The sequence below is a fragment of the Enterobacter sp. Sphag1F genome, assembly GCF_014193275.1.
GTDB lineage: Bacteria > Pseudomonadota > Gammaproteobacteria > Enterobacterales > Enterobacteriaceae > Pantoea > Pantoea symbiotica.
In genome coordinates this window covers 148,423-169,988 of the sequence record NZ_JACHZD010000001.1, presented here as the reverse complement: position 1 = coordinate 169,988, position 21,566 = coordinate 148,423, and the positions used below count along the sequence as shown (strand labels likewise).

The 21,566-nt window shown below is 56.4% G+C and carries 16 protein-coding genes; 4 read left to right on the top strand and 12 right to left on the bottom strand.

Annotated features, from left to right (window positions below; genetic code table 11):
* Positions 1 to 4 precede the first annotated feature (4 nt).
* Complete coding sequence (gene kdgT / locus FHW71_RS00725; RefSeq protein WP_007892437.1) at positions 5 to 988, top strand: 2-keto-3-deoxygluconate transporter; 984 nt, start codon at positions 5 to 7, stop codon at positions 986 to 988.
* A 145-nt stretch (positions 989 to 1,133) separates the two neighbouring features.
* The gene (locus tag FHW71_RS00720; RefSeq protein WP_007892438.1) at positions 1,134 to 2,000 is read left to right on the top strand and encodes a crotonase/enoyl-CoA hydratase family protein; all 867 of its coding nucleotides are present in this window, start codon (positions 1,134 to 1,136) and stop codon (positions 1,998 to 2,000) included.
* Between the two features lie 15 nt (positions 2,001 to 2,015).
* On the opposite strand, the gene pdeR is transcribed toward FHW71_RS00720, so the two are convergent.
* The 5 genes from pdeR to FHW71_RS00695 form a co-directional block, all read right to left on the bottom strand.
* Positions 2,016 to 4,001 carry a cyclic di-GMP phosphodiesterase gene (pdeR, locus tag FHW71_RS00715; RefSeq protein ID WP_008106502.1) on the bottom strand — a complete coding sequence of 662 codons (1,986 nt, stop codon included), beginning with the start codon at positions 3,999 to 4,001 and terminating at the stop codon, positions 2,016 to 2,018.
* A 156-nt stretch (positions 4,002 to 4,157) separates the two neighbouring features.
* Entirely contained in the window at positions 4,158 to 4,454 is a 297-nt protein-coding gene (locus tag FHW71_RS00710; protein ID WP_073980729.1) for a CstA-like transporter-associated (seleno)protein, read from the bottom strand.
* On the bottom strand, positions 4,447 to 6,513 hold the full coding sequence (locus tag FHW71_RS00705) for a carbon starvation CstA family protein (protein ID WP_179450709.1): 2,067 nt from the start codon (positions 6,511 to 6,513) through the stop codon (positions 4,447 to 4,449). The genes FHW71_RS00710 and FHW71_RS00705 overlap by 8 nt, the downstream gene beginning before the upstream one ends.
* A 184-nt stretch (positions 6,514 to 6,697) precedes the next feature.
* Positions 6,698 to 8,632, bottom strand: coding sequence for an exoribonuclease II (locus tag FHW71_RS00700; RefSeq protein WP_179450710.1), 1,935 nt, complete (start codon positions 8,630 to 8,632; stop codon positions 6,698 to 6,700).
* A gap of 124 nt (positions 8,633 to 8,756) precedes the next feature.
* Positions 8,757 to 11,063, bottom strand: coding sequence for an FdhF/YdeP family oxidoreductase (locus FHW71_RS00695; RefSeq protein WP_179450711.1), 2,307 nt, complete (start codon positions 11,061 to 11,063; stop codon positions 8,757 to 8,759).
* A gap of 243 nt (positions 11,064 to 11,306) precedes the next feature.
* On the opposite strand from FHW71_RS00695, the gene FHW71_RS00690 reads away from it, so the two are divergent.
* Positions 11,307 to 12,896: a PTS transporter subunit EIIC gene (locus FHW71_RS00690; RefSeq protein WP_179450712.1), complete on the top strand. Its 1,590-nt coding sequence runs from the start codon at positions 11,307 to 11,309 to the stop codon at positions 12,894 to 12,896.
* A gap of 80 nt (positions 12,897 to 12,976) precedes the next feature.
* Positions 12,977 to 13,873 (top strand): LysR family transcriptional regulator, encoded by an 897-nt coding sequence (locus FHW71_RS00685; protein ID WP_179450713.1) that lies wholly within the window; start codon positions 12,977 to 12,979, stop codon positions 13,871 to 13,873.
* On the opposite strand, the gene FHW71_RS00680 is transcribed toward FHW71_RS00685, so the two are convergent.
* The 7 genes from FHW71_RS00680 to sapA form a co-directional block, all read right to left on the bottom strand.
* Positions 13,870 to 14,991 (bottom strand): oxidoreductase, encoded by a 1,122-nt coding sequence (locus FHW71_RS00680; protein ID WP_179450715.1) that lies wholly within the window; start codon positions 14,989 to 14,991, stop codon positions 13,870 to 13,872. The two genes, FHW71_RS00685 and FHW71_RS00680, sit on opposite strands and share 4 nt — an antisense overlap.
* 198 nt (positions 14,992 to 15,189) lie before the next feature.
* Positions 15,190 to 15,978: an enoyl-ACP reductase FabI gene (gene fabI / locus FHW71_RS00675; RefSeq protein ID WP_007892455.1), complete on the bottom strand. Its 789-nt coding sequence runs from the start codon at positions 15,976 to 15,978 to the stop codon at positions 15,190 to 15,192.
* Positions 15,979 to 16,106: 128 nt separating this feature from the next.
* Complete coding sequence (gene sapF, locus FHW71_RS00670) at positions 16,107 to 16,910, bottom strand: putrescine export ABC transporter ATP-binding protein SapF (protein WP_179450717.1); 804 nt, start codon at positions 16,908 to 16,910, stop codon at positions 16,107 to 16,109.
* A 2-nt stretch (positions 16,911 to 16,912) separates the two neighbouring features.
* Entirely contained in the window at positions 16,913 to 17,908 is a 996-nt protein-coding gene (sapD, locus tag FHW71_RS00665; protein WP_008106483.1) for a putrescine export ABC transporter ATP-binding protein SapD, read from the bottom strand.
* A complete protein-coding gene (gene sapC / locus FHW71_RS00660) occupies positions 17,908 to 18,798 on the bottom strand; it encodes a putrescine export ABC transporter permease SapC (RefSeq protein WP_008106482.1) in 891 nt (296 codons plus the stop codon). The genes sapD and sapC overlap by 1 nt, the downstream gene beginning before the upstream one ends.
* Positions 18,785 to 19,750 (bottom strand): putrescine export ABC transporter permease SapB, encoded by a 966-nt coding sequence (sapB, locus tag FHW71_RS00655; RefSeq protein ID WP_008106480.1) that lies wholly within the window; start codon positions 19,748 to 19,750, stop codon positions 18,785 to 18,787. The genes sapC and sapB overlap by 14 nt, the downstream gene beginning before the upstream one ends.
* Positions 19,751 to 19,752: 2 nt before the next feature.
* Positions 19,753 to 21,375 carry an ABC transporter substrate-binding protein SapA gene (gene sapA / locus FHW71_RS00650; RefSeq protein ID WP_008106478.1) on the bottom strand — a complete coding sequence of 541 codons (1,623 nt, stop codon included), beginning with the start codon at positions 21,373 to 21,375 and terminating at the stop codon, positions 19,753 to 19,755.
* Between the last annotated feature and the right edge of the window lie 191 nt (positions 21,376 to 21,566).

The window sequence follows — 21,566 nt, the reverse complement described above, 5'->3', positions numbered from 1 at the left end:
TCTTATGCATATCAAACGTGCAATTGATAAAATTCCTGGCGGCATGATGCTGATTCCGCTGTTTTTGGGCGCGCTATGCCATACGTTCTCTCCCGGCGCAGGTAAATACTTTGGTTCCTTCACCAATGGGTTGATGACCGGCACCGTACCAATCCTCGCGGTGTGGTTCTTCTGCATGGGCGCATCCATCAAACTCAGCGCCACCGGCACGGTGCTGCGTAAATCAGGCACGCTGGTACTCACCAAAATTGCGGTAGCTTGGGTTGTCGCAGCGATTGCCTCACGTGTGATGCCAGAAAACGGCGTGGAAGTGGGCATGTTTGCCGGACTCTCCACGCTGGCGTTAGTGGCGGCGATGGATATGACCAACGGCGGCTTATACGCTTCTATCATGCAGCAATACGGTTCGAAAGAAGAAGCCGGTGCATTCGTCTTGATGTCGCTGGAGTCGGGGCCGCTGATGACGATGGTGATCCTCGGCACCGCAGGCATCGCCTCATTCGAGCCGCATGTCTTCGTGGGCGCAGTGCTGCCGTTTATCGTTGGATTTGCGCTCGGTAATCTTGATCCCGAACTGCGCGAGTTCTTTGGTAAAGCGGTACACACGCTAATTCCGTTCTTTGCCTTCGCATTGGGCAACACCATTGATTTGACCGTCATCGCGCAAACTGGCCTGCTGGGAATCATGCTTGGCGTCGCAGTGATCATTGTGACCGGCATTCCGCTGATCATTGCCGATCGCCTGATTGGCGGTGGTGATGGTACGGCAGGGATTGCAGCATCCAGCACCGCCGGTGCTGCGGTGGCTACGCCAGTGTTGATTGCCGAGATGCTGCCACAGTTTAAACCGGTCGCACCGGCTGCCACAGCGCTAGTCGCCACTTCTGTCATTGTCACTTCCGTCATTGTGCCAATCATTACGGCTGTTTATTCACGACGCGTTAAGCGTTCTCATGTTGCCGTGGGGCAACGCGCAGCCATCAAGTAAGCCCGCTAATGCTTCCCCGGCCGCTGGTCGGGGATATCTCTGGATTTTGCTTTATAAATCAATCTCTCATTTGGTCTGGCCTCACTCTGGATTACGCTGATGTGGCGTTTAACGCACTACATAAACATAAACAGAGGATGAGACAATGACAGTAATTAACCAACCGACATGCAGACTGTTCACCGAAGTTGGACAAACCACACAGCTCGCCGCCTACTATGAAGAGGGCCGACGTACCATGTGGATGATGCTGCGTGCGCAACCCCGTCCGAGTTTCAACCACGAATTAATTGAGGAGATCATGAACCTGAGCTATTCCGCTCAGCGTTCTGGTCTGCCGATTGATTTCTGGGTGACGGGATCGTTAGTGCCACAGATGTTTAACGCCGGAGGCGATTTGCGTTTCTTCGTGGAGTGCATTCGCAACAACCGTCGTGAAGCACTGCGCGCTTATGCACGTGCCTGTGTTGACTGCATCCACTCCGCAGCGCGGGGTTTCGATACCGGTGCGGTCACGCTGGCGATGATTGAGGGCAGTGCTCTCGGTGGCGGCTTTGAAGCGGCGCTGGCGCATCACTTCATTCTGGCGCAGAACAGCGCGCGCATGGGCTTCCCGGAGATCGCGTTCAACTTGTTCCCTGGCATGGGCGGCTACTCGTTAGTGGCGCGTCGCTCTGGCATGAAGCTGGCTGAAGAGCTGATTATGGAAGGCGAGTCACACAGCGCGGAGTGGTATGAAACGCGTGGGCTGGTCGACAAAGTGTTCCAGCCGGGCGATGGTTATCGCACCACACGGACCTTTATCGATACGTTACGTCCAAAGCTCAACGGCGTGCGTGCGATGCTGAAAGCGCGTCAGCGCGTATTGCAATTATCACGCGCCGAGCTGATGGATATCACCGAGGATTGGGTTGATTATGCCTTCACACTGGAACCGAAAGACATTGCTTACATGGAACGACTGGTACAACTGCAGAACCGTCATAGCGCATCCTTGCGCAAAGCCGGCTAATCTCGCAAACCAGCGTTAGACGCGGGCAGGATGCTTAGCCAGCCAATGCCCGAGCTCTTCTGCGGGCATTGGTTTTGCATAATAATAACCCTGACGCCCATCGACACCATTGGCCATAACAAACTTTTCTTCGGCTTTAGTTTCAATGCCTTCGGCAATCACCTGCAGCTTCAAGGCTTTGGCAACGGCGACAATCGCACGGACCAGCGACTGCGCAACAGGTTGCTTATTGATATTACGCACAAAACTCTGATCCAGTTTAATGGCGTCAATAGGAACGCGCGCCAACTGGGAAAGCGAGGAGTAACCGGTACCAAAATCATCAAGATGTACTTGCGCACCCAGTTCCTGAAACTGCTTCATCAGCATCAGTGCGCCAGCTTCATTCTCAATCAAACAGCTTTCCGTCAGTTCGATATCAATCGGACAGTCGGTCAAACCGGCTTCATTCAGCGCATGTTTCAGGTCGGTATAAATACTCTGGTCAATCAGCTGTTTAGCCGAGACGTTCACCGCGACGCGCAGATAGATGCCTTCGCTGCGCCACTTGATGATCTGCTGCAACACATTCAGCATCACCCAGCGGCCCAAAGGCACAATCAAACCGGACTCTTCGGCATACGAAATAAAGTCGCCCGGCGGCACCAAACCACGCTCCGGGGAATTCCAGCGCACCAGCGCTTCGGCGCTCAGCACATCACCTTCGGCATTGAGTTTCGGCTGGTAATGCACCACCAGATGATCCAGTTCGAGCGCTTTGCGCAGGTTGGTATCGAGCCACAGATACTCAAACACGCGCTGATTCATCTCGTTAGCGAACACACAGAACTTGCCGCGACCGTTCTCTTTGGCGTGATACATCGCGGTATCGGCGTTACGAATCAGGCTTTCACGATCTTCGCCATGCAGCGGGGCGAGGGCGATACCAATCGAGCAGCCGCTGTAGACTTCAATCAATCCAATGCGGAACGGCTGGCGCAGCCGCTCAAGGATGCGCGATGCCATCGCTTCCAGCGCCGCCTGGCTGGTGTGTTCCGCCAGCACCACAAACTCATCGCCGCCAAGGCGCGCCAGCGTCTGGTCTTTGCCAAGGCAGCTGAGGATGGCCAACGACACCGCTTGCAGCAGCTGATCGCCAAACATATGGCCGTAAGCGTCGTTCACCTTCTTAAAATTGTCTAAATCGAGGTAAACCACACCGGTTTGACTGCCATTCGCCAGCTCCAGTGCCAGACTAATCTGCTGATGGATCGCGTTGCGATTGGGCAAGCCGGTCACGGTATCGGTATTGGCCAGCACGCGCAGGCGTTCCTGAGCGCGGCGCTCTTCAGTTATGTCGGTTCCGGAACAGATGAGGAAAATTTCATTTTTTCCGCTACCGCTGTGAACGAACTTATTACGAAACAGAAACAGTCGCTGACCTTTACGGGTTTTAATCCAGCGTTCAACTTCGTAAGAACTGCCTTCACGGAAGAATCCGGCGATATTGCGGCGTGATGCCTGCGCTTCCTGCTTGGTCATAAACAGCTGGAAAACGTTGCGGCCAATCACTTCCTGCTCTTTCAGCCCGGTGTACTCTTCACTCAAACGATTGAAACGCTGAATATTGCCGCGCTGATCGAGAATCACGATCACTGAATTCGCCTCAGAAACCACTTGCTCGGCGAACGATAATCCCAGCGTTAAATCGCGCGCGACAGCCGAGGTATCGCCCCAGGCTGAAGAGGTGCCTGCCCAGGTCGATTGATTGACTTTACGGCCGACAAAATGCATCGGAACGGGTTCGCCGTGCAGCGACAGCGTGAGGTTAATACTTGAGGTAATGACCGTCATCGCACGCAATAAACTGGCTTGTGCGGGAGTCAGCGGAACCGCCATATTGGTGTTCGCGTTCTCATCTTCGGCAAAATGCAGAGCATCACTATCTGAAGTTAAACGCCAATGAGGGCTGGTGGTGCCAAACAAGGTGTATAGCAATGTTTGCCCTTGTTCATCGGTCATGGAAACTTCCTCCGGGGGAATGCTCAGCGGGCGGTATCTCATTATTTTAGCAACAGTATTCAACCTCCTGCGCCAGCACAAGATGCAATCCAAATATATTTTTGTTTTTATTAAAGAATGGCACGAAAAAGCCCCGGCAAGCGGGGCTGTTCCTGGTTAGCAAGGACACTTACCCAGTTTTCCGGCCTGGCTGGGAAAGCGGGCATCGAGGCAGTGACGGTGAAAAGCGCGTTCATCCATGGGGGCGATAGTTGGATGATGTTCGCGCATATGCTTCAGATAAGTTTGATAGTCATGAACGCCGACCATTAAACGAAAACTTTGCTGTAATCCCTGCCAGATGCGCTGCCAGCGCGTAAGATTTTGCCCAGCCGTAGCGGGTGCGATTGGTAAGCACTGCTGAATCTGCCACGCCCCGGTGGGTTTTCTCCAGTGATAAATGGACTCAGACATTTCGCACCTCTTTACGCAGTGAGATCTCGGATTCATGGGTAGTCGGCACGCTGCTGTTGAGCGCCCGACGAATCACAAAGAAGGCAGAAACCAGCATGGTCACCGCCACCAGCATGAAGAAGGCGCACAGGGCCGCGTTAATTTGATTGCTGAAGACGATAGTTTGCATGTCAGCGACGGTTTTCGCTGGGGCGATGACAATGCCGTCATCAATGCCTTTGCGGAACTTGTTGGCCTGCGCAAGGAAACCAATCGATGGCTTCTCGTGGAAAATCTTCTGCCAGCCAGCAGTCATCGAGGTAATAAACAGCCAGGCGGTCGGCACAATTGTCACCCACGCATAACGCTGCTTCTTCATTTTGAACAGCACCACGGTGCCGAGAATCAGCGCCATCGACGCCAGCATCTGGTTGCCGATACCAAACAGCGGCCACAGCGTATTGATGCCACCGAGCGGATCGACTACGCCCTGATAAACGAAGAAGCCCCAGCCCGCCACCGCAACGGTGGTTCCCGCCATGTTGCCCAACCATGAACGGTTATTCGCCATCGATGGCACCACGGTGCCCACCAAATCCTGCACCATAAAGCGGCAGGCGCGGGTACCGGCGTCCACAGCGGTGAGGATAAACAGCGCTTCAAACAGGATGGCAAAGTGATACCAGAACGCCATCATGGCGCGGCTGTTAAACACTTCGGTGATGATGTGCGCCATGCCGACCGCAAAGGTGGGTGCGCCACCGGCACGGGAAAGAATGGTGCTTTCGCCGACGTCACGCGCAATGCCGCTCAGCATTTCTGGCGTTACCACGAAGCCCCAGCCGTTAATCACCTGCGACGCATTTTCCACCGTGGTGCCAATCAGCGCGGCAGGCGAGTTCATAGCAAAGTAAACGCCCGGATCAAGCACCGAGGCACAAATCAGCGCCATGATCGCCACGAAGGATTCCATCAGCATCGCGCCGTAGCCGATAAAGCGGATATGGCTTTCGCGCTCAACCAGTTTTGGTGTGGTACCGCTCGAAACCAGCGCATGGAAACCTGAAATGGCGCCACAAGCGATAGTGATAAACAGGAACGGGAACAGCGCGCCGGAGAAGACCGGCCCGGTGCCATCAATAAATTTGGTTACCGCAGGCATTTTCATCTCGGGCATGGCAAACACGATGCCGATGGCCAAACCAATGATCACGCCGATTTTCAGGAAGGTGGAGAGATAATCGCGCGGCGCCAGCAGCAGCCACACCGGCAGCGAAGAGGCGACAAAACCGTATATCACCAGCACCCACGTCAACTCCGTGCCTTTCAGCGTGAACAGCGGGCCCCAATAGGGATCGGCCGCCACGTTACCGCCGTAAATAATCGCCGCCATCATCAGCACGAAGCCAATAATCGACACCTCCGCGATTTTGCCCGGACGCAGGAAACGCATATACACGCCCATAAACAGCGCAATCGGAATGGTCGCGGCGATGGTGAATAAGCCCCAGGGACTGTTGGCCAGCGCCTTCACCACCACCAAGGCCAGTGCGGAGAGGATGATGATCATCACGCCCAGCGCGCCGAGCATGGTGACAACGCCAGCGAATGAACCGAGTTCCTGGCGGGCCATCTCACCGAGCGAGCGGCCGTCACGGCGCGTAGAGATAAACAGAATCAGGAAATCTTGCACCGCTCCGGCAAACATCACGCCAACCAGAATCCAGATGGTGCCAGGCAGGAAGCCCATTTGCGCCGCGAGGATCGGGCCGACCAGCGGGCCCGCGCCGGCAATCGCCGCAAAATGGTGGCCGAACAGCACCCATTTATTGGTGGGCACATAATCAAGGCCGTCACTTAAGCGCTCCGCCGGCGTGCGACGGCGATCGTCCAGTTCGAAGATGCGCTTAGCGATAAACAGGCTGTAAAAGCGATAGGCAATGCTGTAGCAGGCGACGGAGGCAATCACCAGCCAGACCGCGTTGACGTGTTCGCCACGGCTGAGGGCCAGCATGGCAAATGCGCCCGCGCCAATTAACGCCACCGCTAACCAGATGAGACTGGTTTTGACGTTGTTCATGAGTTAACTCCTTGTAGGGACCGGGAAAAGAGGCGATCGAATACAACAAGTTAAAAGTAATGTAATGAATTGTTAACGACAGGCAGAGGCGTTAGAAATGTGAAGCGGAATGCAAATTTAACATTTGCTAAAGCGGGCGGAGAGAAATGCGGGATAACGGCTGTTATCCCGCCAGTTTTCATGCTCAGGCGGCCGGACGTGCGACCACGCTGCGGGTTTCCATACGCACTTCGGCGATGGTCACGTCGATGATGTCCGTCACACGGTAAGCAACTTCACCTTTAACCTGCACGGTGCCGCTTTCCTGCGAGCACACCAGTTCATCACGCACCGCGTGGATGAACGGCGCAGGAATAAAGGCCACCGCGCCATTCTCCTGCAGACGCACGCGCATGCCGCCGCGAGAGACATCGATGATCTCGGCGCTGAACTTGCGATCGGTGCCGGCAAACGGCGAGAGGAAGCGTGCGTACAACCAGTCTCCGACATCGCGCTCTGCCATGCGGTTCAGGCGACGACGTTCGCTCATGATGGTCGTCAGCTCATCCTGCGGACGAGCGGTGCTTTCGCCGCGCACAATCGCTTTCAACAAGCGATGGTTGATCATGTCGCCAAACTTACGAATCGGCGAAGTCCAGGTCGCGTACGCGTCGAGGCCAAGACCAAAGTGCGGGCCCGGTTCGGTGCCGACTTCGGCAAACGACTGGAAGCGACGAATGCGGCTGTCGAGATATTGGGTTGGCTGCGCATCAAGTTCACGACGCAGCTGGCGGAAGCCTTCCAGCGTGGTAATTGCCTGCGGATCCACGGTGATGCCATGACCCGCCAGCACGCCTGCGGCCTGCTCAGCGTTGGCTAGATCGAAACCGGTATGCAGGTTGTAGATACCGAAGCCCAGCTTCTCCTGCAGCACTTTCGCGGCACAGACGTTAGCCAGAATCATCGACTCTTCCACGATGCGGTTAGCGATGCGGCGTGGCTCAGAGATGATATCCAGCACTTCGCCTTTCTCGCCCAACACAAAGCGATAGTCCGGACGATCTTTAAACACCAGCGCGTGGGTTTGACGCCACTCGCTGCGCGCCAGGCAAACCTGGTGCAGCAGGCGAATCTGCTGGGCGATGGCGTCGTTCTCTGGCTGCCAGCTGCCGCTGTTTTCCAGCCAATCAGAAACCTGGTCATAAACCAGTTTGGCTTTCGACTCGATCCACGCGGCAAAGAAATGCACGTCATCAGCCAGGCTGCCATCTTTCAATACGGTGACGCGGCACGCCAGCGCTGGACGACGTTCGTTCGGACGCAGAGAACAGACGTCGTCAGAGAGTTCGCGCGGCAGCATCGGGATGTTAAAGCCCGGCAGATAGTTGGTGAACGCGCGTTTTGACGCCAGCTTATCCAGCTCGCTGCCTTCCGCCACGTAAGCGGTCGGATCGGCGATGGCGATGGTCAGGATCAGATTGCCGTCGGCAGCTTCTTCCACGTACAGCGCATCATCCATATCCTGGGTGCTGGCGCTGTCGATGGTAACGAAGTTCAGCGCGGTCAGATCTTCACGCTGCAGATTTTCGTCGAGCATCTCACCAAAACCGACGTCCGGAGCCTGACGCTCGAGGTTATGGCGCGACAACGTTACCCACCACGGCGCGAGGTGATCGTCCGCGGTGACAATGAATTCGGTCAGTTCGGCATAGAAACCGCGATCGCCTTTCAGCGGGTGACGACGCATCTCTGCCACCGCCCAATCGCCGGTCTGGAAATCGTGGGTCACGCCACGTTCGGCGCGGCACTGAATCGCATCTTTCAGCAGCGGATGATCCGGCACAATTGACAGACGATCGTCTTTCTTCTGCACGCGGCCGACAAAGCTGGTCAGGAACGGCTCAACCAGGGTTTCCGGCTCGGCACTCTCGCGGTCTTTATCGGTGTGGATCACGGCAGAAATACGGTCGCCGTGCATCACTTTCTTCATCTGCGGTGGCGGAATGAAGTAGCTTTTCTGGGCATCAACTTCGAGGAAGCCAAAGCCTTTTTCCGTACCTTTAACAACACCTTCGACGCGCGGAGTCTGCGCGTGAAGCTTCTCTTTAAGCTGCGCGAGCAGCGGATTATCCTGGAACATAATTTATATAGTTTCGTGGCCTAAGAGCGGCTGACAGTTTTACGCGAATCGGGTCCGCGCGGCAAGGCCAAAACAGGCTAAAAAGCCGCTTTACGCGGCTTTTTACCTTCTGATAACGCTTTGGTCAGGCGATGCGTTGTGACGCTACGGCGGCGGTTAATGCCAGCTTCACCGGCACCGATTTTGAGGTCGGCGTGCCGCTGCCGTCGCCAAAACTGGAGAGCGGCACCAGCGGGTTGGTTTCCGGATAATAAGCCGCAAGGTTGCCGCGCGGAATGTTATACGGCACCAGTTTGAAACCGCTGACGCGACGGGTTAAGCCGTCATTCCACAGCGTCTCGATATCCACCAACTGGCCTTCAGCGAAGCCCAGCGACGCCATATCATCCGGATGGATAAACACCACTTCACGCTGACCGTACACGCCGCGATAACGGTCATCGAGGCCGTAAATCGTGGTGTTGTACTGATCGTGTGAACGCAGGGTTTGCAGGGTGAACGGCACTGCGACATCACCTAACTGCGGGAACAGTGAAGTCGGTAGGGCGGCAGCGCTGAACTCGGCACGTTTGGTTGGCGTATTGAAGCGCAGCTCAGCGGCTGCGCTACCGAGGTAGAAACCACCCGGAATGTCGCATTTGTTATTGAAATCAGCAAAGCCGGGAATGGTGGCGGCGATGTGATCGCGAATCAGATCGTAATTGCCTGCCATCGCCAGCCAGTCGATTTTATCGCTGCCTAAGGTTGCATGGGCGATGCCGGCCACAATCGCGGTTTCAGAACGCTGCGTTTCCGCCAGTGGAATGCCGACACCTTCTGAGGCGTGCACCATGCTGAACGAGTCTTCAACAGTGATGTACTGATTGCCGCTTGCCTGGCGATCGCGTTCGGTACGGCCCAGCGTCGGCAGAATCAATCCTTCATGGCCCGGCACCAAATGGCTGCGGTTGAGTTTGGTGCTGATGTGCACGGTCAAACCGCAATGCTGCAACGCTTCTTCGGTGACCGGTGAATCCGGTGCGGCCGCCGCAAGGTTGCCGCCCAGCGCGATCAGCACTTTCACTTCGTCACGCAGCATCGCGTTCAACGCTTCAACGGTGTTGTGGCCATGCTCGCGCGGTGGTTCGAAATCAAAGTGCGCGCCGAGGGCATCGAGGAACGGCTTGCCCGGTTTCTCATCAATGCCCATGGTGCGGTTGCCCTGCACGTTACTGTGGCCGCGCACCGGACACAGGCCTGCGCCTTTCTTGCCCAACTGACCAAACAGCAGCTGCAGGTTGGTGATCTCGCGAACGGTATCCACCGAGTGTTTATGCTGCGTGATACCCATCGCCCAGGTAACAATCACGCGTTCGGCACTTTGATAAATCGCCGCCGCTTCACGGATCTGAACTTCGCTCAGACCGGATTGGCGCACGATATCATCCCAGCGGGTGTTATCCACCGCAGCGAGATAGTCATCTACACCATGCGTATTCGCATCAATAAACGCCTGATCGAAAATGCCTTTCTCACCGGCTGCCAAACGTGCACGCTGTAGCTCGAGCAGGGCTTTTACCATACCGCGCACCGCCGCCATATCGCCGCCCAGATTAGGCTGGTAATAGGCAGAACTAATGGTACCCGCCATCGACGTGACAATTTCCAGCGGCTTTTGCGGATCGGCAAAACGCTCAAGGCCGCGTTCGCGCAGCGTGTTAAAGGTGACAATCTTCGCACCGTGATCGGCGGCGTGGCGCAGGCTGTGCAGCATGCGCGGATGGTTGGTGCCCGGATTCTGACCCAGCACGAAAATCGCGTCGGCGTGATCAAAATCGTCCAGACGAATAGTGCCTTTACCCACGCCGATGCTGCGCTTCAGGCCGGTGCCGCTGGCTTCGTGACACATGTTGGAGCAGTCGGGGAAGTTGTTGGTGCCCATCACGCGGCCAAACAGCTGATAAAGCCAGGAAGCTTCATTACTGGCGCGGCCGGAGGTGTAAAGCTCCATTTGGTTCGGATGATCCATCGCCTGCAGATGGCGAGCAATCAAGGCTAGCGCATCGTCCCAGCTGATCGGTTCGTAGTGGTCGGTAGCGCTGTTGTAGCGCATTGGATGGGTTAAGCGTCCCTGATACTCAAGGAAGTAATCGCTCTGCTGGTAAAGGGTGCTGACGCTATGCTGAGCAAAAAATTCTGGCTCAACCACACGACGCGTGGCTTCCCACGTCACCGCTTTTGCCCCGTTTTCACAAAAGCTAAAGGTGCTTTTGTTGTCATCGCCCCAGGCGCAACCTGGGCAGTCGAAACCGCGTGCTTTGTTCATGCGCATCAGGTTACGCATATTTTTCAGGGCAGCTTTACTATCAAGGACGAAACGGGTGGTGGCTTCCAATGAACCCCAGCCGCCCGCAGCAGCGCGATAGGGTTGAATCTTACGTTTAAATTTCATAGTTGCAGGCTTATTTGTTTATGAGTTGTTATCAGAATATGTCTTCTGTTAGCGGAAAGTGTGCGACTCTCCTTAAAAGTTGTCTAATTGATTGGTTTAATGGTGCGATAGGCGGCGTTTATCGCGGGTCGGGCGTAAAGCGTGACCTAAGTCAAACTTTTCCGGCTGATAAAGGGCGGCGGTTACGTGCTGCTGGGATAACTGGCTAATAATTGCTCTTTCCATTCTGAAAAGGGCACGCGCATGAAGAATCTGGCAAGCCAAATTCACGCCTTCGGCAAAGCCTTGATGATGCCCATCTCGGTGATCGCTGCCGCAGGGATCTTTCTTGGCCTGGCCGCCGCAATGCAAAACCCGGCGATTACTGGCGATGCCTTCGCCAATCTGCAGGTACCGCAACTGATCATCGGTTTTATCCGCAAAGTGGCGGGCGCGCTGTTCGCCAATCTGCCGCTGTTCTTTGCGGTGGCCAGCGCCATTGGGCTGGCCAAAGCGGAGAAACCGACCGCCGCCTTTGCCGCCGTGATTGGCTATATCGCCATGAACGTGGGTATCAGCTCTACACTGGCCTCGAAAGGATTGACGGCCGCCACCACCACGCCAGAAGCACTGCAGAAAGCGGGCATGGACCAAACTGCAGCAATGATGACGTCCGCCGAATACATCGACATGCTTGGCATCTTTACTTACAACATGAGCGTGCTGGGCGGCGTGATTGCGGGATTGATTACCGTGGTGCTGCACAACCGCTTCTACACCCAGCAACTGCCCACAGCGATCAGCTTCTTTGGCGGACGCCGCTTTGTGCCGATCGTTACCGTGGTAGTGCTGCCGCTGGTGGGCGTGCTGCTGGCGTTGATTTGGCCGACCATCGGCGAAGGCATCGCGTGGGTTGGCCTGATGATTGGTAAGAGCGGGCAGTACGGCGCCTTTCTGCTCGGCACCAGTGAACGTTTGCTGATTCCGACCGGTTTGCATCACATTCTCAACGAAACCGTGCGCTTCACGCCGATTGGCGGCATGGCAACGGTAGATGGGCAAAGCATCGTCGGCGCGCTCAACATCTTCAACACTTCGCTGACGCATCCCGGCGCCATCCCGGACGATACGGTGCGCGGTGCCACACAGTTCCTCGCTCAGGGCAAAATTCCGGTAATGATGTTTGGCTTGCCGGCCGCCGCACTGGCGATTTACCACACCGCGCGCCCCGAACATAAGCAGCGCGTCAAAGCGCTGGTGCTGGCCGGTGCGCTGACCTCCTTTACCACCGGCATCACCGAACCGCTGGAGTTCTGTTTCATTTTTGTTTCGCCGGTGCTGTATATCCTGCATGCGCTGTTAACCGGCCTGTCATTTATGTTGATGTCGATGCTGCATCTGATGATTGGTAACGTGCAGGGCGGCGCAATCGATTTGGTGGTGTTCGGCATTCTCGGCGGCAGTAAAACGCACTGGTGGTGGACGATTGTCCTTGGCGTGATTTATGTGCCGATTTACTACTACGGCTTCCGCTTTGTGATTAAGCGGATGCGAGTAGAAACGCCGGGGCGCGAATCTGATGAGGAGCACAAACCGGAACAAGTAGCGGCGGATGAGCGCACCAAAGTGATCATCAGCGGGCTGGGCGGCGAAGCCAATATAGAGGACGTCGATTGCTGCTTCACCCGGCTACGCGTGCGGGTTAAACAGATGAATGAAGTGGTTGATCAAACGTTACTCACCACCGGCGCGAACGGCATCAATCGCGTCAGCGAACACGACGTGCAGGTGATTTACGGGCCGCAGGTCGAAAAGATCGCCAATGACGTTAAAAGTGCTTTGGGCGTGGCGTAACTCAATGGCCGCTGCGCGTGGACTCAGCGCAGCGGCAACCGCCATGATACACTGCCGTTTTCCAGCCAATTCTGCTTTCCATGGACATCAAACAATTAATTTACCTATGTAATCTGGAACGCGAACGCCACTTTGGCCGTGCAGCAGAAGCCAGCTTTGTCAGCCAGCCGACGCTGTCGATGCGTCTGAAAAACCTTGAGCGCGAATTAGGGCTGTCGCTGATCAACCGCAGTAACAATTTCGATGGCTTTACGCCGGAAGGCGAACGCGTGCTGACCTGGGCGCGGGAAATTGTCTCGGTGTATCAGGGATTGAAGCTGGAAGTGGAGTCGCTCAAACATGGCGTCAACGGCACCTTGCGGCTTGGTGTTATGCCGCAATGCAGCGTGGCGCTGCCCGCATTGTTGAAAGCGGTGGAAGCGCGTTATCCGCAGCTCGACTATCGCGTTGCCGCGATGAGCGCCGATCAGTTACTGGAAGCGCTCAACAGCCACACCGTCGATGGCGGTATCGGCTTCTTTGAACTGACGTCATTGCGCGAGCTGCATTTCCAAACCGCTCTGCTGAAAGATCCGGGCGTCGAAGCGCTGTTTAATCCGGGGCATTTCCCGGTGCTGCTGGAGCAAGAGAGCATCTCGCTCACCACGCTTGCCAGCCAGCCGCTGTGTCTGGCGGAACCGACGCGCTATTTTCGTCGTTATCTTGATGGGCAATTGCGTGAAACCGGCTTGATTCCGCGCGTGATTGTTGAGAGCGCGTCGATTATGCAACTGCTGCAAAGTGCGCAGGTTGGCCTCGGCGTGATGGTGTCGCCCTGCGGGCATCTGTTGCCGGAGCTGATGCAGAATCTGGCGCGGCGGCCGATTGAAATTGCGCCGATGGGCAGGCAGGCGGCGTTAGTGATTGCCGAGCCGGGCAGAGCATCGCCGCTGGCTCAGCATTTCTTTGATGAAGCGCGGCGGCATCTTCCCGATTAACGGGTTTCGCCGAGCGCCATCAGCACGCGATCCTGCCAGCTGGCGAAAGCCACCGCTTGTAACAAGGTGAAGATGCGTTCGCTGCCCCAGCCGGCATTCAACAGTGGCTGCAGATGCGCAGCGCTGAAGCGGTCGGGCAGGCGAGTGAGCTGGGCGCTGAGTAAAATCACCGGCGAAGCTGCGGCAGCGCCTTCGACATCCTGCAACAGCGCGGCTCGCCATTCATCAGAAACACGATGAAACTGACGTCGACAACCCAGCACCCGCGCGCTGACCGCCTGCGCCAGCGCTTCATCCTCGGCAAAATGTTCACTCAGCCGCTGCTTCAGAGTGGCAAAGCCATACAGCGCTTGCGCATCGTGCACCAGCAGCCAAATGGCATCATCCAATCCCTCAATGCCCTGACAGAAGGTGACCGCCGCCAGCTGATCGGCGCTGGCGTAGCGCAGTTCAACCGGTTTCAGTGCATGCTGCCAGCCGTCGTTGCGTGTGAACAGCTCTGCGCTGGCATCCGGCGGCGGTGAAACGCCCGGAATCCAGCGCACCGGCAAGCCCATCATCGCCTGCAGCGCGGCCACCACGCGCGACTGATAGCTGACATATCCCACCAGCTGATTCAGCGTGACGATATCCGGCTCGGTTAAACCCACCGCGTCCAGCGCGCTGATGCTGTTGGCGGTGATCAGTTCCGGCTGCATTGCCAGCTGGCGCGCATACTGGGTGATTTGCGTCAGGCGATTATTACTTTCGCGTGATGAGTCCGGGCCAGGCAACGGATTGAGCCGGGCGGAGTAGTGATTGCACAGGCGCTGCACGCCGGCGACCTGCGCCACCGTCAGCGCGGTGCTGAGGCGATCGTACAGCGTTAAGGTGTGGGTCAAACTGGTGGCAAGCGTATCGGGAAACAGAATCTGGCTGAGATCGCGCGCGGCCAATAACGCAGGCTGAAAACGCGACAGCAGCGGCTGTAGCGCGGTCGCTTCCTGTTGCAAACCGAGTAAGAAACGATCGTCGATATAGGCGGCTTCGGGCACCAGCGGCGCAGTGGCGGTGCTATTCGGGCGAGTCTGGCTTTCATAAAACCAGTGGTCATGGCCGGGAGAACGGCGTTGTTCCATGGTCATTCCTTGCGCTAAAAACGGACTTGCTGCATAGCGTGCGAATCTGAAAAGCAGGCATGCAACAAAGGGCTAGCTTATCGTCGCTGAACGGCCGTCCGCGGCAAAAGAATGATGGGGAATAATTAATAGCTTACGAGTATAAGGGGGGATTTTTTTGAAAGAGAGGTCGCCATGAATGGCGACCCTACGTAAATCTTATTTCAGTTCCAGCTCGTTCATTGCGGCAATGCTGAAGCCGCCATCAACGTGTACCACTTCACCAGTGATACCACCCGCCAGATCAGAGCACAGGAATGCCGCTGAGTTACCCACGTCTTCGATGGTAACGGTACGACGAATCGGGGTAACCGCTTCGCAGTGTGCCAGCATCTTACGGAAATCTTTGATGCCTGATGCAGCCAGCGTACGGATTGGACCGGCAGAAACGGCGTTAACACGCGTGCCCTCTGGACCCATTGCGTTCGCCATGTAGCGCACGTTAGCTTCCAGAGAGGCTTTCGCCAGACCCATCACGTTGTAGTTCGGGATGGCGCGCTCTGCACCCAGGTAAGACAAGGTCAGCAGGGCAGAATTCGGGTTCAGCATCGCACGGCACTCTTTCGCCATCGCCACAAAGCTGTACGCGCTGATGTCGTGAGCGATTTTGAAGCCTTCACGGGTGACGGCATTCACGTAGTCGCCATCCAGCTGATCGCCAGGTGCGAAACCGATGGAGTGAACGAAACCGTCAAATTTCGGCCAGGTTTTTGCCAGTTCGGTGAACAGCGCAGTGATGCTCTCGTCTTCAGCCACATCGCATGGCAGAACAATGTCTGAACCCAGATCTTTAGCAAACTCTTCCACACGACTTTTCAGTTTGTCGTTCTGGTAGGTGAAAGCCAGTTCTGCGCCCTGTTTGTGCATCGCCTGCGCAATACCGTAGGCGATTGAGAGTTTACTGGCAACGCCAGTAATCAGAATGCGCTTACCGGAAAGAAAACCCATAGCTGTAATCCTTTTGGTCATTGTTGTTGGCGGTCGCGATGGTTGAAAATTAGGCGACCGACGTTAATCTCGTGCGAAGTCTAGCACGTCTGTATAAATGCGGTAAATCGCACCGCGTTTTCCGCGCCTTAACGCTCGCGGCGCCAGGCTTCGGCGGTTAAGGCTTCACCAAAGTGGCTGGTGATCAGGCGTTTGGTGAGATCGTGCAGCGGCGAGGCCAGGACATCGGCGGTGCCGCCGCGCTCAACCACTTCGCCCTGATGCATCACCAGCACCTGATCGCTGATGTGCTTCATCATGCCGAGATGCTGCGTGACATAAATATAGGCGATGCCGTGCTTCTCCTGCAGTTCCAGCATCAGGTTCACCAACTGCGAACGCATGGTCATATCCAGCGAGGCGAGGGCTTCATCGGCGACGATCACTTTCGGCTGCAGAATCAGCGCACGCGCCAGCGCCAGACGCTGCTTCTGGCCGGGCGCCAGCATGTGCGGATAGTATCCGGCGTGATCGCGCAATAAGCCGACCTGACGCAGCGTGGCAATAATGCGTTTTTCGCGCGCTACATCATCCAACTCGGTATTCAGGCGCAGCGGGAAATCGAGAATCTGGCTGATGCGCTGACGCGGATTGAGCGAGGTTGAAGGATCCTGAAAAATCATGCGAATGCGCTGGCTGCGATAGCCGTAATCGCCGTACTCCAGCGGGTGATCGTCAATCAGCATTTCGCCTTCGCTCGGCTCGACCATGCCGCTGAGCATCTTCGCCAGCGTCGATTTCCCCGAACCGTTTTCACCAATCACCGCCAGCGTCTGTTTCTCACGCAGGGTAAAACTGACGCCTTTCACCGCCTCAACGTGCTGACGACGAAACAGGCCGGTGCGATAGCGGTAGGTTTTACTCAGGTTGCGCACTTCCAGCAGCGTTTCCATGTTTACTGGCTCTCCATATTCAGTGGGAAGTGGCAGGCAAACAGATGCGCTTTATTGCCGGTCAGACGCGGCGTTTCGATGCACTTACGCTGCGCATACGGGCAACGCGGCCCCAAACGACAGCCAATCGGCAAATGTTCCAGCGAAGGAATCGCGCCAGACAGTGTGTTCAGGCGGCTTTTGTGCGGCAGCGCGCTACCGAAATCGGGCATCGCACGGATCAGCGCCTGAGTGTAAGGATGATGCGGCGACTCCATCAAATCTTCGCTTTGCGCACTTTCCACTGTTTGCCCGCAATACATCACATTGATGCGGTCGGCCCAGTGGCTCATGGTGCGCAGATCGTGGCTGATCAGCAAAATGGTGGTGTTGTTATTCTGGTTGAGGCGACTCAGCAGACGGAAAATCTGCGCCTGCGTGGTCGGCTCCATCGCATTGGTCGGTTCATCAGCGATCAGCAAACGCGGCTGGTTGGCCAGCGCGATGGCGATCATCACTTTCTGGCATTCGCCGTCGGTGAGTTCGTACGGGAAACTGCGCATGATGTCTTTATGATCTTTGATACCGACGCGGTGCAGCAACTCAATGGCGCGCACTTTGCGCCAGAACCACAGCCGTTTAAACCAGCGACCTTTATGCGTCCAGCGCGGAATCGCCTGCATCAACTGGCGACCGATACTTTCCGACGGATCAAGACAGGATTGCGGCTCCTGGAAAATCATCGACACGTTATGACCGACAATCCGACGGCGTTCGCGCGGTGACAGGCGCAGCAGATCGATATCATCAAACACCATGCGATCGGCGGTGACGCGCCAGTTATCTTTGGTGACGCCGCAAATCGCTTTGGCGATCAGACTTTTACCTGAACCTGATTCGCCGACCAGCCCACGGATTTCGCCTTCGGTCAGCGTTAGGTTGATGCGATCGACCGCTTTGACCGGACCGTCAGCGGTCATAAATTCGATGGTCAGGTTACGGATATCCAGTAGCGGCATTATTCAACTCCCGCTTCTACAGCGCGACGAATGCCGTCGCCCAGCAGGTTAACGATCAATACGCTGACCATCAGCGCCACGCCCGGTAGCATCACCGTCCAGGGCGCAACGTAGATCAGCTCCAGCGCGTCACCCAGCATCGCACCCCATTCGGGTGACGGTAGCTGCGCGCCAAGATCGAGGAAACCAAGTGCGGCGATGTCGAGAATCGCCATCGACAGCGAGCGGGTAAATTCGCTCACCAGCAGCGGCAGCACGTTAGGCAGCACCGCATTCCACAAAATATTCAGGTTGCGCGCGCCATCAAGACGCAGCGCCACCACATACTCTTTTTCCATCTCATCATGCACAGCAGTATAGATCTCGCGCACCAGACGTGGGATCAGCGCGAGAAACACCGCCAGCATCGCGTGTTCCAGGCGCGGGCCGAGAAACGCCACCACGATAATCGCCAGCAGCAGCGAGGGAATCGACAGCAAGGTATCCAGCACGTGATTCATCACCGCCGAGCGCACGCCGTGCGTGATACCGGCAAACACACCAAGCACCAGCGCGCAAATCGCCGCCAGCACCGTCACCAGAATCGCCGAGCCGACGGTTGGCGCTACGCCGCTCAGCAGGCGGCTCAGCACATCGCGACCTAAATCGTCGGTGCCGAGGAAAAAGGAGACATCGCCATAGCGTGACCACGACGGCGGCAGCAGCTGATAACCGAGGAATTGCTGATCGATGCCATACGGCGCCAGCAAGCCGCCAAACAGGCACAGGAACAGCAGCAGGCCAAAGCCGTACAAGCCGACCATGCCGCTGGTATCGCGGTACAAGCGCTGCCAGCTGCGACGCAGCGTGCTGGGCAGCCGCTTTTCGTCGTAGACATTATCTAAGGGCATACCATTCCTTATGTTTCAGCGGGTTAAGTGCCGCACCGAGAATATCGGACAACACGCTGACCAGAATCACCAGCCCGCCAACCACCATCACGCCAGCGGAAATCGCCGCGTAATCCTGCTGGCGAATGGCGTTAATCAGCCAGCGGCCAATTCCCGGCCAGTTGAACACCACTTCGGTGATCATCGCCAATGTCAACATGGTGGAAAATTGCAGGCCAAGGCGCGGAATCACTGGCGGCAGCGCGTTGTGCAGCACGTGGCGGCGGATCACCGTGAAGCGTGACAGCCCGCGTGTGGCGGCAGCTTTGACGTAGTTTTTGTCCATCACATCGCTGGTGCTGCTGCGCAGCAAGCGAATCATCTCAGTAGCAGGTGCAACCGCCAACACCACCACCGGCAAAATCATGTGCGTTAAGGCGCTGATCAGCATTTCATGCCGCCACGGCGATGGGCTCAGCCAGGCATCAATCAGCGCAAAGCCGGTAACGTTTTGCACCGGATAGAGCAGGTCGAAACGCCCGGAAACCGGCAACCAGCCGAGCGTTAATGAGAAGAACAGCGTAAACAGCAGCGCCAGCCAAAACACCGGCATCGAGAAGCCGAGCAACGCCAGCGCGCTGATGGCTTTATCCTGCCATTTTTTGCGCATCACGCCGGCGCAAATTCCCAGCGGAATGCCCACCAGCAGCGCCAGAATAAACGCCATCACGCACAGCTCCAGCGTGGCGGGGAACACTTCGCGCAGCTGAAGATCAATCGGCTGGCCGTTGGTGCTGGAGACGCCGAAATCAAACTGCAGTAATCCTTTAAACCAGAACCACCACGCATCAAACAGCGACGCGCCTTCGAGCGGGGCGTTTGGCGTGAAGTAGCTCAGGCTAAAGCTCACCAGCGACAGCAAAAACAGGGTGATCAGCAGCAGCACCACGCGACGCAGAATATAGATAATCATGCCTACTCCTCGCTGCTCTCATCGCGGTAAACGCCGGCGAACGAGGCGTTACCAAACGGGCTTAACACCAAACCTTTGATGTCATGCCGATAGGCTTGCAAACGCAGCGACGACGCCAGCGGCAGCACCGGCAGCTCTTGCGCCAAAATCTGCTGCGCCTTGTCGTAGCTATCAATGCGTGCCGACAGCTGCTGGGACAATAGCGCGTGCTGCAACGCCTCATCAAAGGCAGGCGAGCACCAGTGTGCGTAGTTGGTCTGCGAACGGATCGCCGCGCAGCTTAATAGTGGGCGGAAGAAACTGTCGGGATCGTTACTGTCGGTCGCCCAGCCGGTAAGCGTGAGATCGTGATTCATCTCCATTAACTGCGCTTCCTGGAAGCGGCCTTCCACCGGCGCGATGGTGACGCGCACGCCAATCTGCGCCAAATCCGCCTGCAACAGCTCGGCGGTTTTCAGCGGGCTGGGATTCCACGACTGCGAGGAAGAGGGCACAACCAGACGTAAATGCAGATCTTCCAGCCCCAGCGCTTTCAACTCTTCACGCGCTTTGGCCGGGTTGTATTCGGTGACGCGCGCATCATTGTCATAAGCCCAGGACGCCCGCGGCAGAATCGAGGCGGCAGTTTCGGCGGTACCGTAATAGATCGACTCCATCAGGCGTTCGTTATTGATCGCTAAAGCCAGCGCGTGACGCACTTCCGGGCGATCGAGTGGCGGCTTGCGGGTATTGAACGCCAGATAGGCGATGTTCATACCAGGACGCAGCGTCATGCGCAGACGCGGATCGTCACGCAAAATGCTCAACTGGCTGGCGGCGGGATAGGCCAGTACATCGCATTCGCCGGTCAGCAGTTTAGACAGACGTCCGGTGCCGCCAACGCCCAAATCAATCACCACCTGCTGCAGACGCGGCACGCCTTTCCAGTATTGTGGATTGCGCGCGAGGCGCAGATATTGTCCGGTGCGGTATTCGCTCAGTTGGAACGGGCCGGTGCCGACCGGTTCGCGATCCAGCTGTTCCTGCTGGCCTTTGGCGCTGAGATTATTGGCGTACTCCTGCGACAGAATCGGCGCGTAATGCGTCGCGATGTGCCACAGGAATGAGGCGTCCGGGCTGTTGAGGCGGATTTCAACCGTATCGCTATCGAGCTTTTTCACGCTCTGCACTGAATCGGCAAACTGCAGGCTATCAAAATAGGGATAGCTGCCGCCGTTGACGTTATGCCACGGATGTTTGCGATCAAACATGCGCGCAAAGCTGAACACCACATCATCGGCGTTCATTTTACGCGTCGGTTTAAACCAGTTGGTGTGCTGGAAGGCGACATCTTTGCGCAGGTGGAAACGGTAGGTTGCGCCGTTATCCCGCACTTCCCAGCTCTGGGCGAGGTCGGGAATCAATCGATAAGTATAAGGATCCACGTCCAGCAGCCGGTCATACAGCTGGGCCGCCAGAGTGTCGACGACTAAGCCGCTGCTGACCATTTGTGGGTTGAAGGTATTAACCGTGCCGTTAACGCAATAGACAAAGCCGCTATTGCGGATGTTGTCCGTTGGCGCGGCCCACGCTGACGCGCTCATCATGCTGAGACCAAGCAGCAGAGAGGGGAATAATTTTGGCATAGAACTCAACGATTCTGAGGCAATAGCGTGAGTGTATCTTAAACGTCACGTACTCCCCAAATTCGCGACATTTCTGCTGAGTTTTTCGCCAAAATGGCGATGGGGTAATCACAATCTCTGTGTGGAAATGAGAAAAATTCTCAATTAGGGGTTTACAGATGATAATAAGAATGATTATTATTCTTCTGCGC

Excerpts from the sequence above, each read along its gene's own strand:
- kdgT (WP_007892437.1), top strand. The coding sequence starts at position 5 with ATGCATATCAAACGTGCAATTGATAAAATTCCTGGCGGCATGATGCTG.
- FHW71_RS00720 (WP_007892438.1), top strand. The coding sequence starts at position 1,134 with ATGACAGTAATTAACCAACCGACATGCAGACTGTTCACCGAAGTTGGA.
- pdeR (WP_008106502.1), bottom strand. The coding sequence starts at position 4,001 with ATGACCGATGAACAAGGGCAAACATTGCTATACACCTTGTTTGGCACC.
- FHW71_RS00710 (WP_073980729.1), bottom strand. The coding sequence starts at position 4,454 with ATGTCTGAGTCCATTTATCACTGGAGAAAACCCACCGGGGCGTGGCAG.
- FHW71_RS00705 (WP_179450709.1), bottom strand. The coding sequence starts at position 6,513 with ATGAACAACGTCAAAACCAGTCTCATCTGGTTAGCGGTGGCGTTAATT.
- FHW71_RS00700 (WP_179450710.1), bottom strand. The coding sequence starts at position 8,632 with ATGTTCCAGGATAATCCGCTGCTCGCGCAGCTTAAAGAGAAGCTTCAC.
- FHW71_RS00695 (WP_179450711.1), bottom strand. The coding sequence starts at position 11,063 with ATGAAATTTAAACGTAAGATTCAACCCTATCGCGCTGCTGCGGGCGGC.
- FHW71_RS00690 (WP_179450712.1), top strand. The coding sequence starts at position 11,307 with ATGAAGAATCTGGCAAGCCAAATTCACGCCTTCGGCAAAGCCTTGATG.
- FHW71_RS00685 (WP_179450713.1), top strand. The coding sequence starts at position 12,977 with ATGGACATCAAACAATTAATTTACCTATGTAATCTGGAACGCGAACGC.
- FHW71_RS00680 (WP_179450715.1), bottom strand. The coding sequence starts at position 14,991 with ATGGAACAACGCCGTTCTCCCGGCCATGACCACTGGTTTTATGAAAGC.
- fabI (WP_007892455.1), bottom strand. The coding sequence starts at position 15,978 with ATGGGTTTTCTTTCCGGTAAGCGCATTCTGATTACTGGCGTTGCCAGT.
- sapF (WP_179450717.1), bottom strand. The coding sequence starts at position 16,910 with ATGGAAACGCTGCTGGAAGTGCGCAACCTGAGTAAAACCTACCGCTAT.
- sapD (WP_008106483.1), bottom strand. The coding sequence starts at position 17,908 with ATGCCGCTACTGGATATCCGTAACCTGACCATCGAATTTATGACCGCT.
- sapC (WP_008106482.1), bottom strand. The coding sequence starts at position 18,798 with ATGCCCTTAGATAATGTCTACGACGAAAAGCGGCTGCCCAGCACGCTG.
- sapB (WP_008106480.1), bottom strand. The coding sequence starts at position 19,750 with ATGATTATCTATATTCTGCGTCGCGTGGTGCTGCTGCTGATCACCCTG.
- sapA (WP_008106478.1), bottom strand. The coding sequence starts at position 21,375 with ATGCCAAAATTATTCCCCTCTCTGCTGCTTGGTCTCAGCATGATGAGC.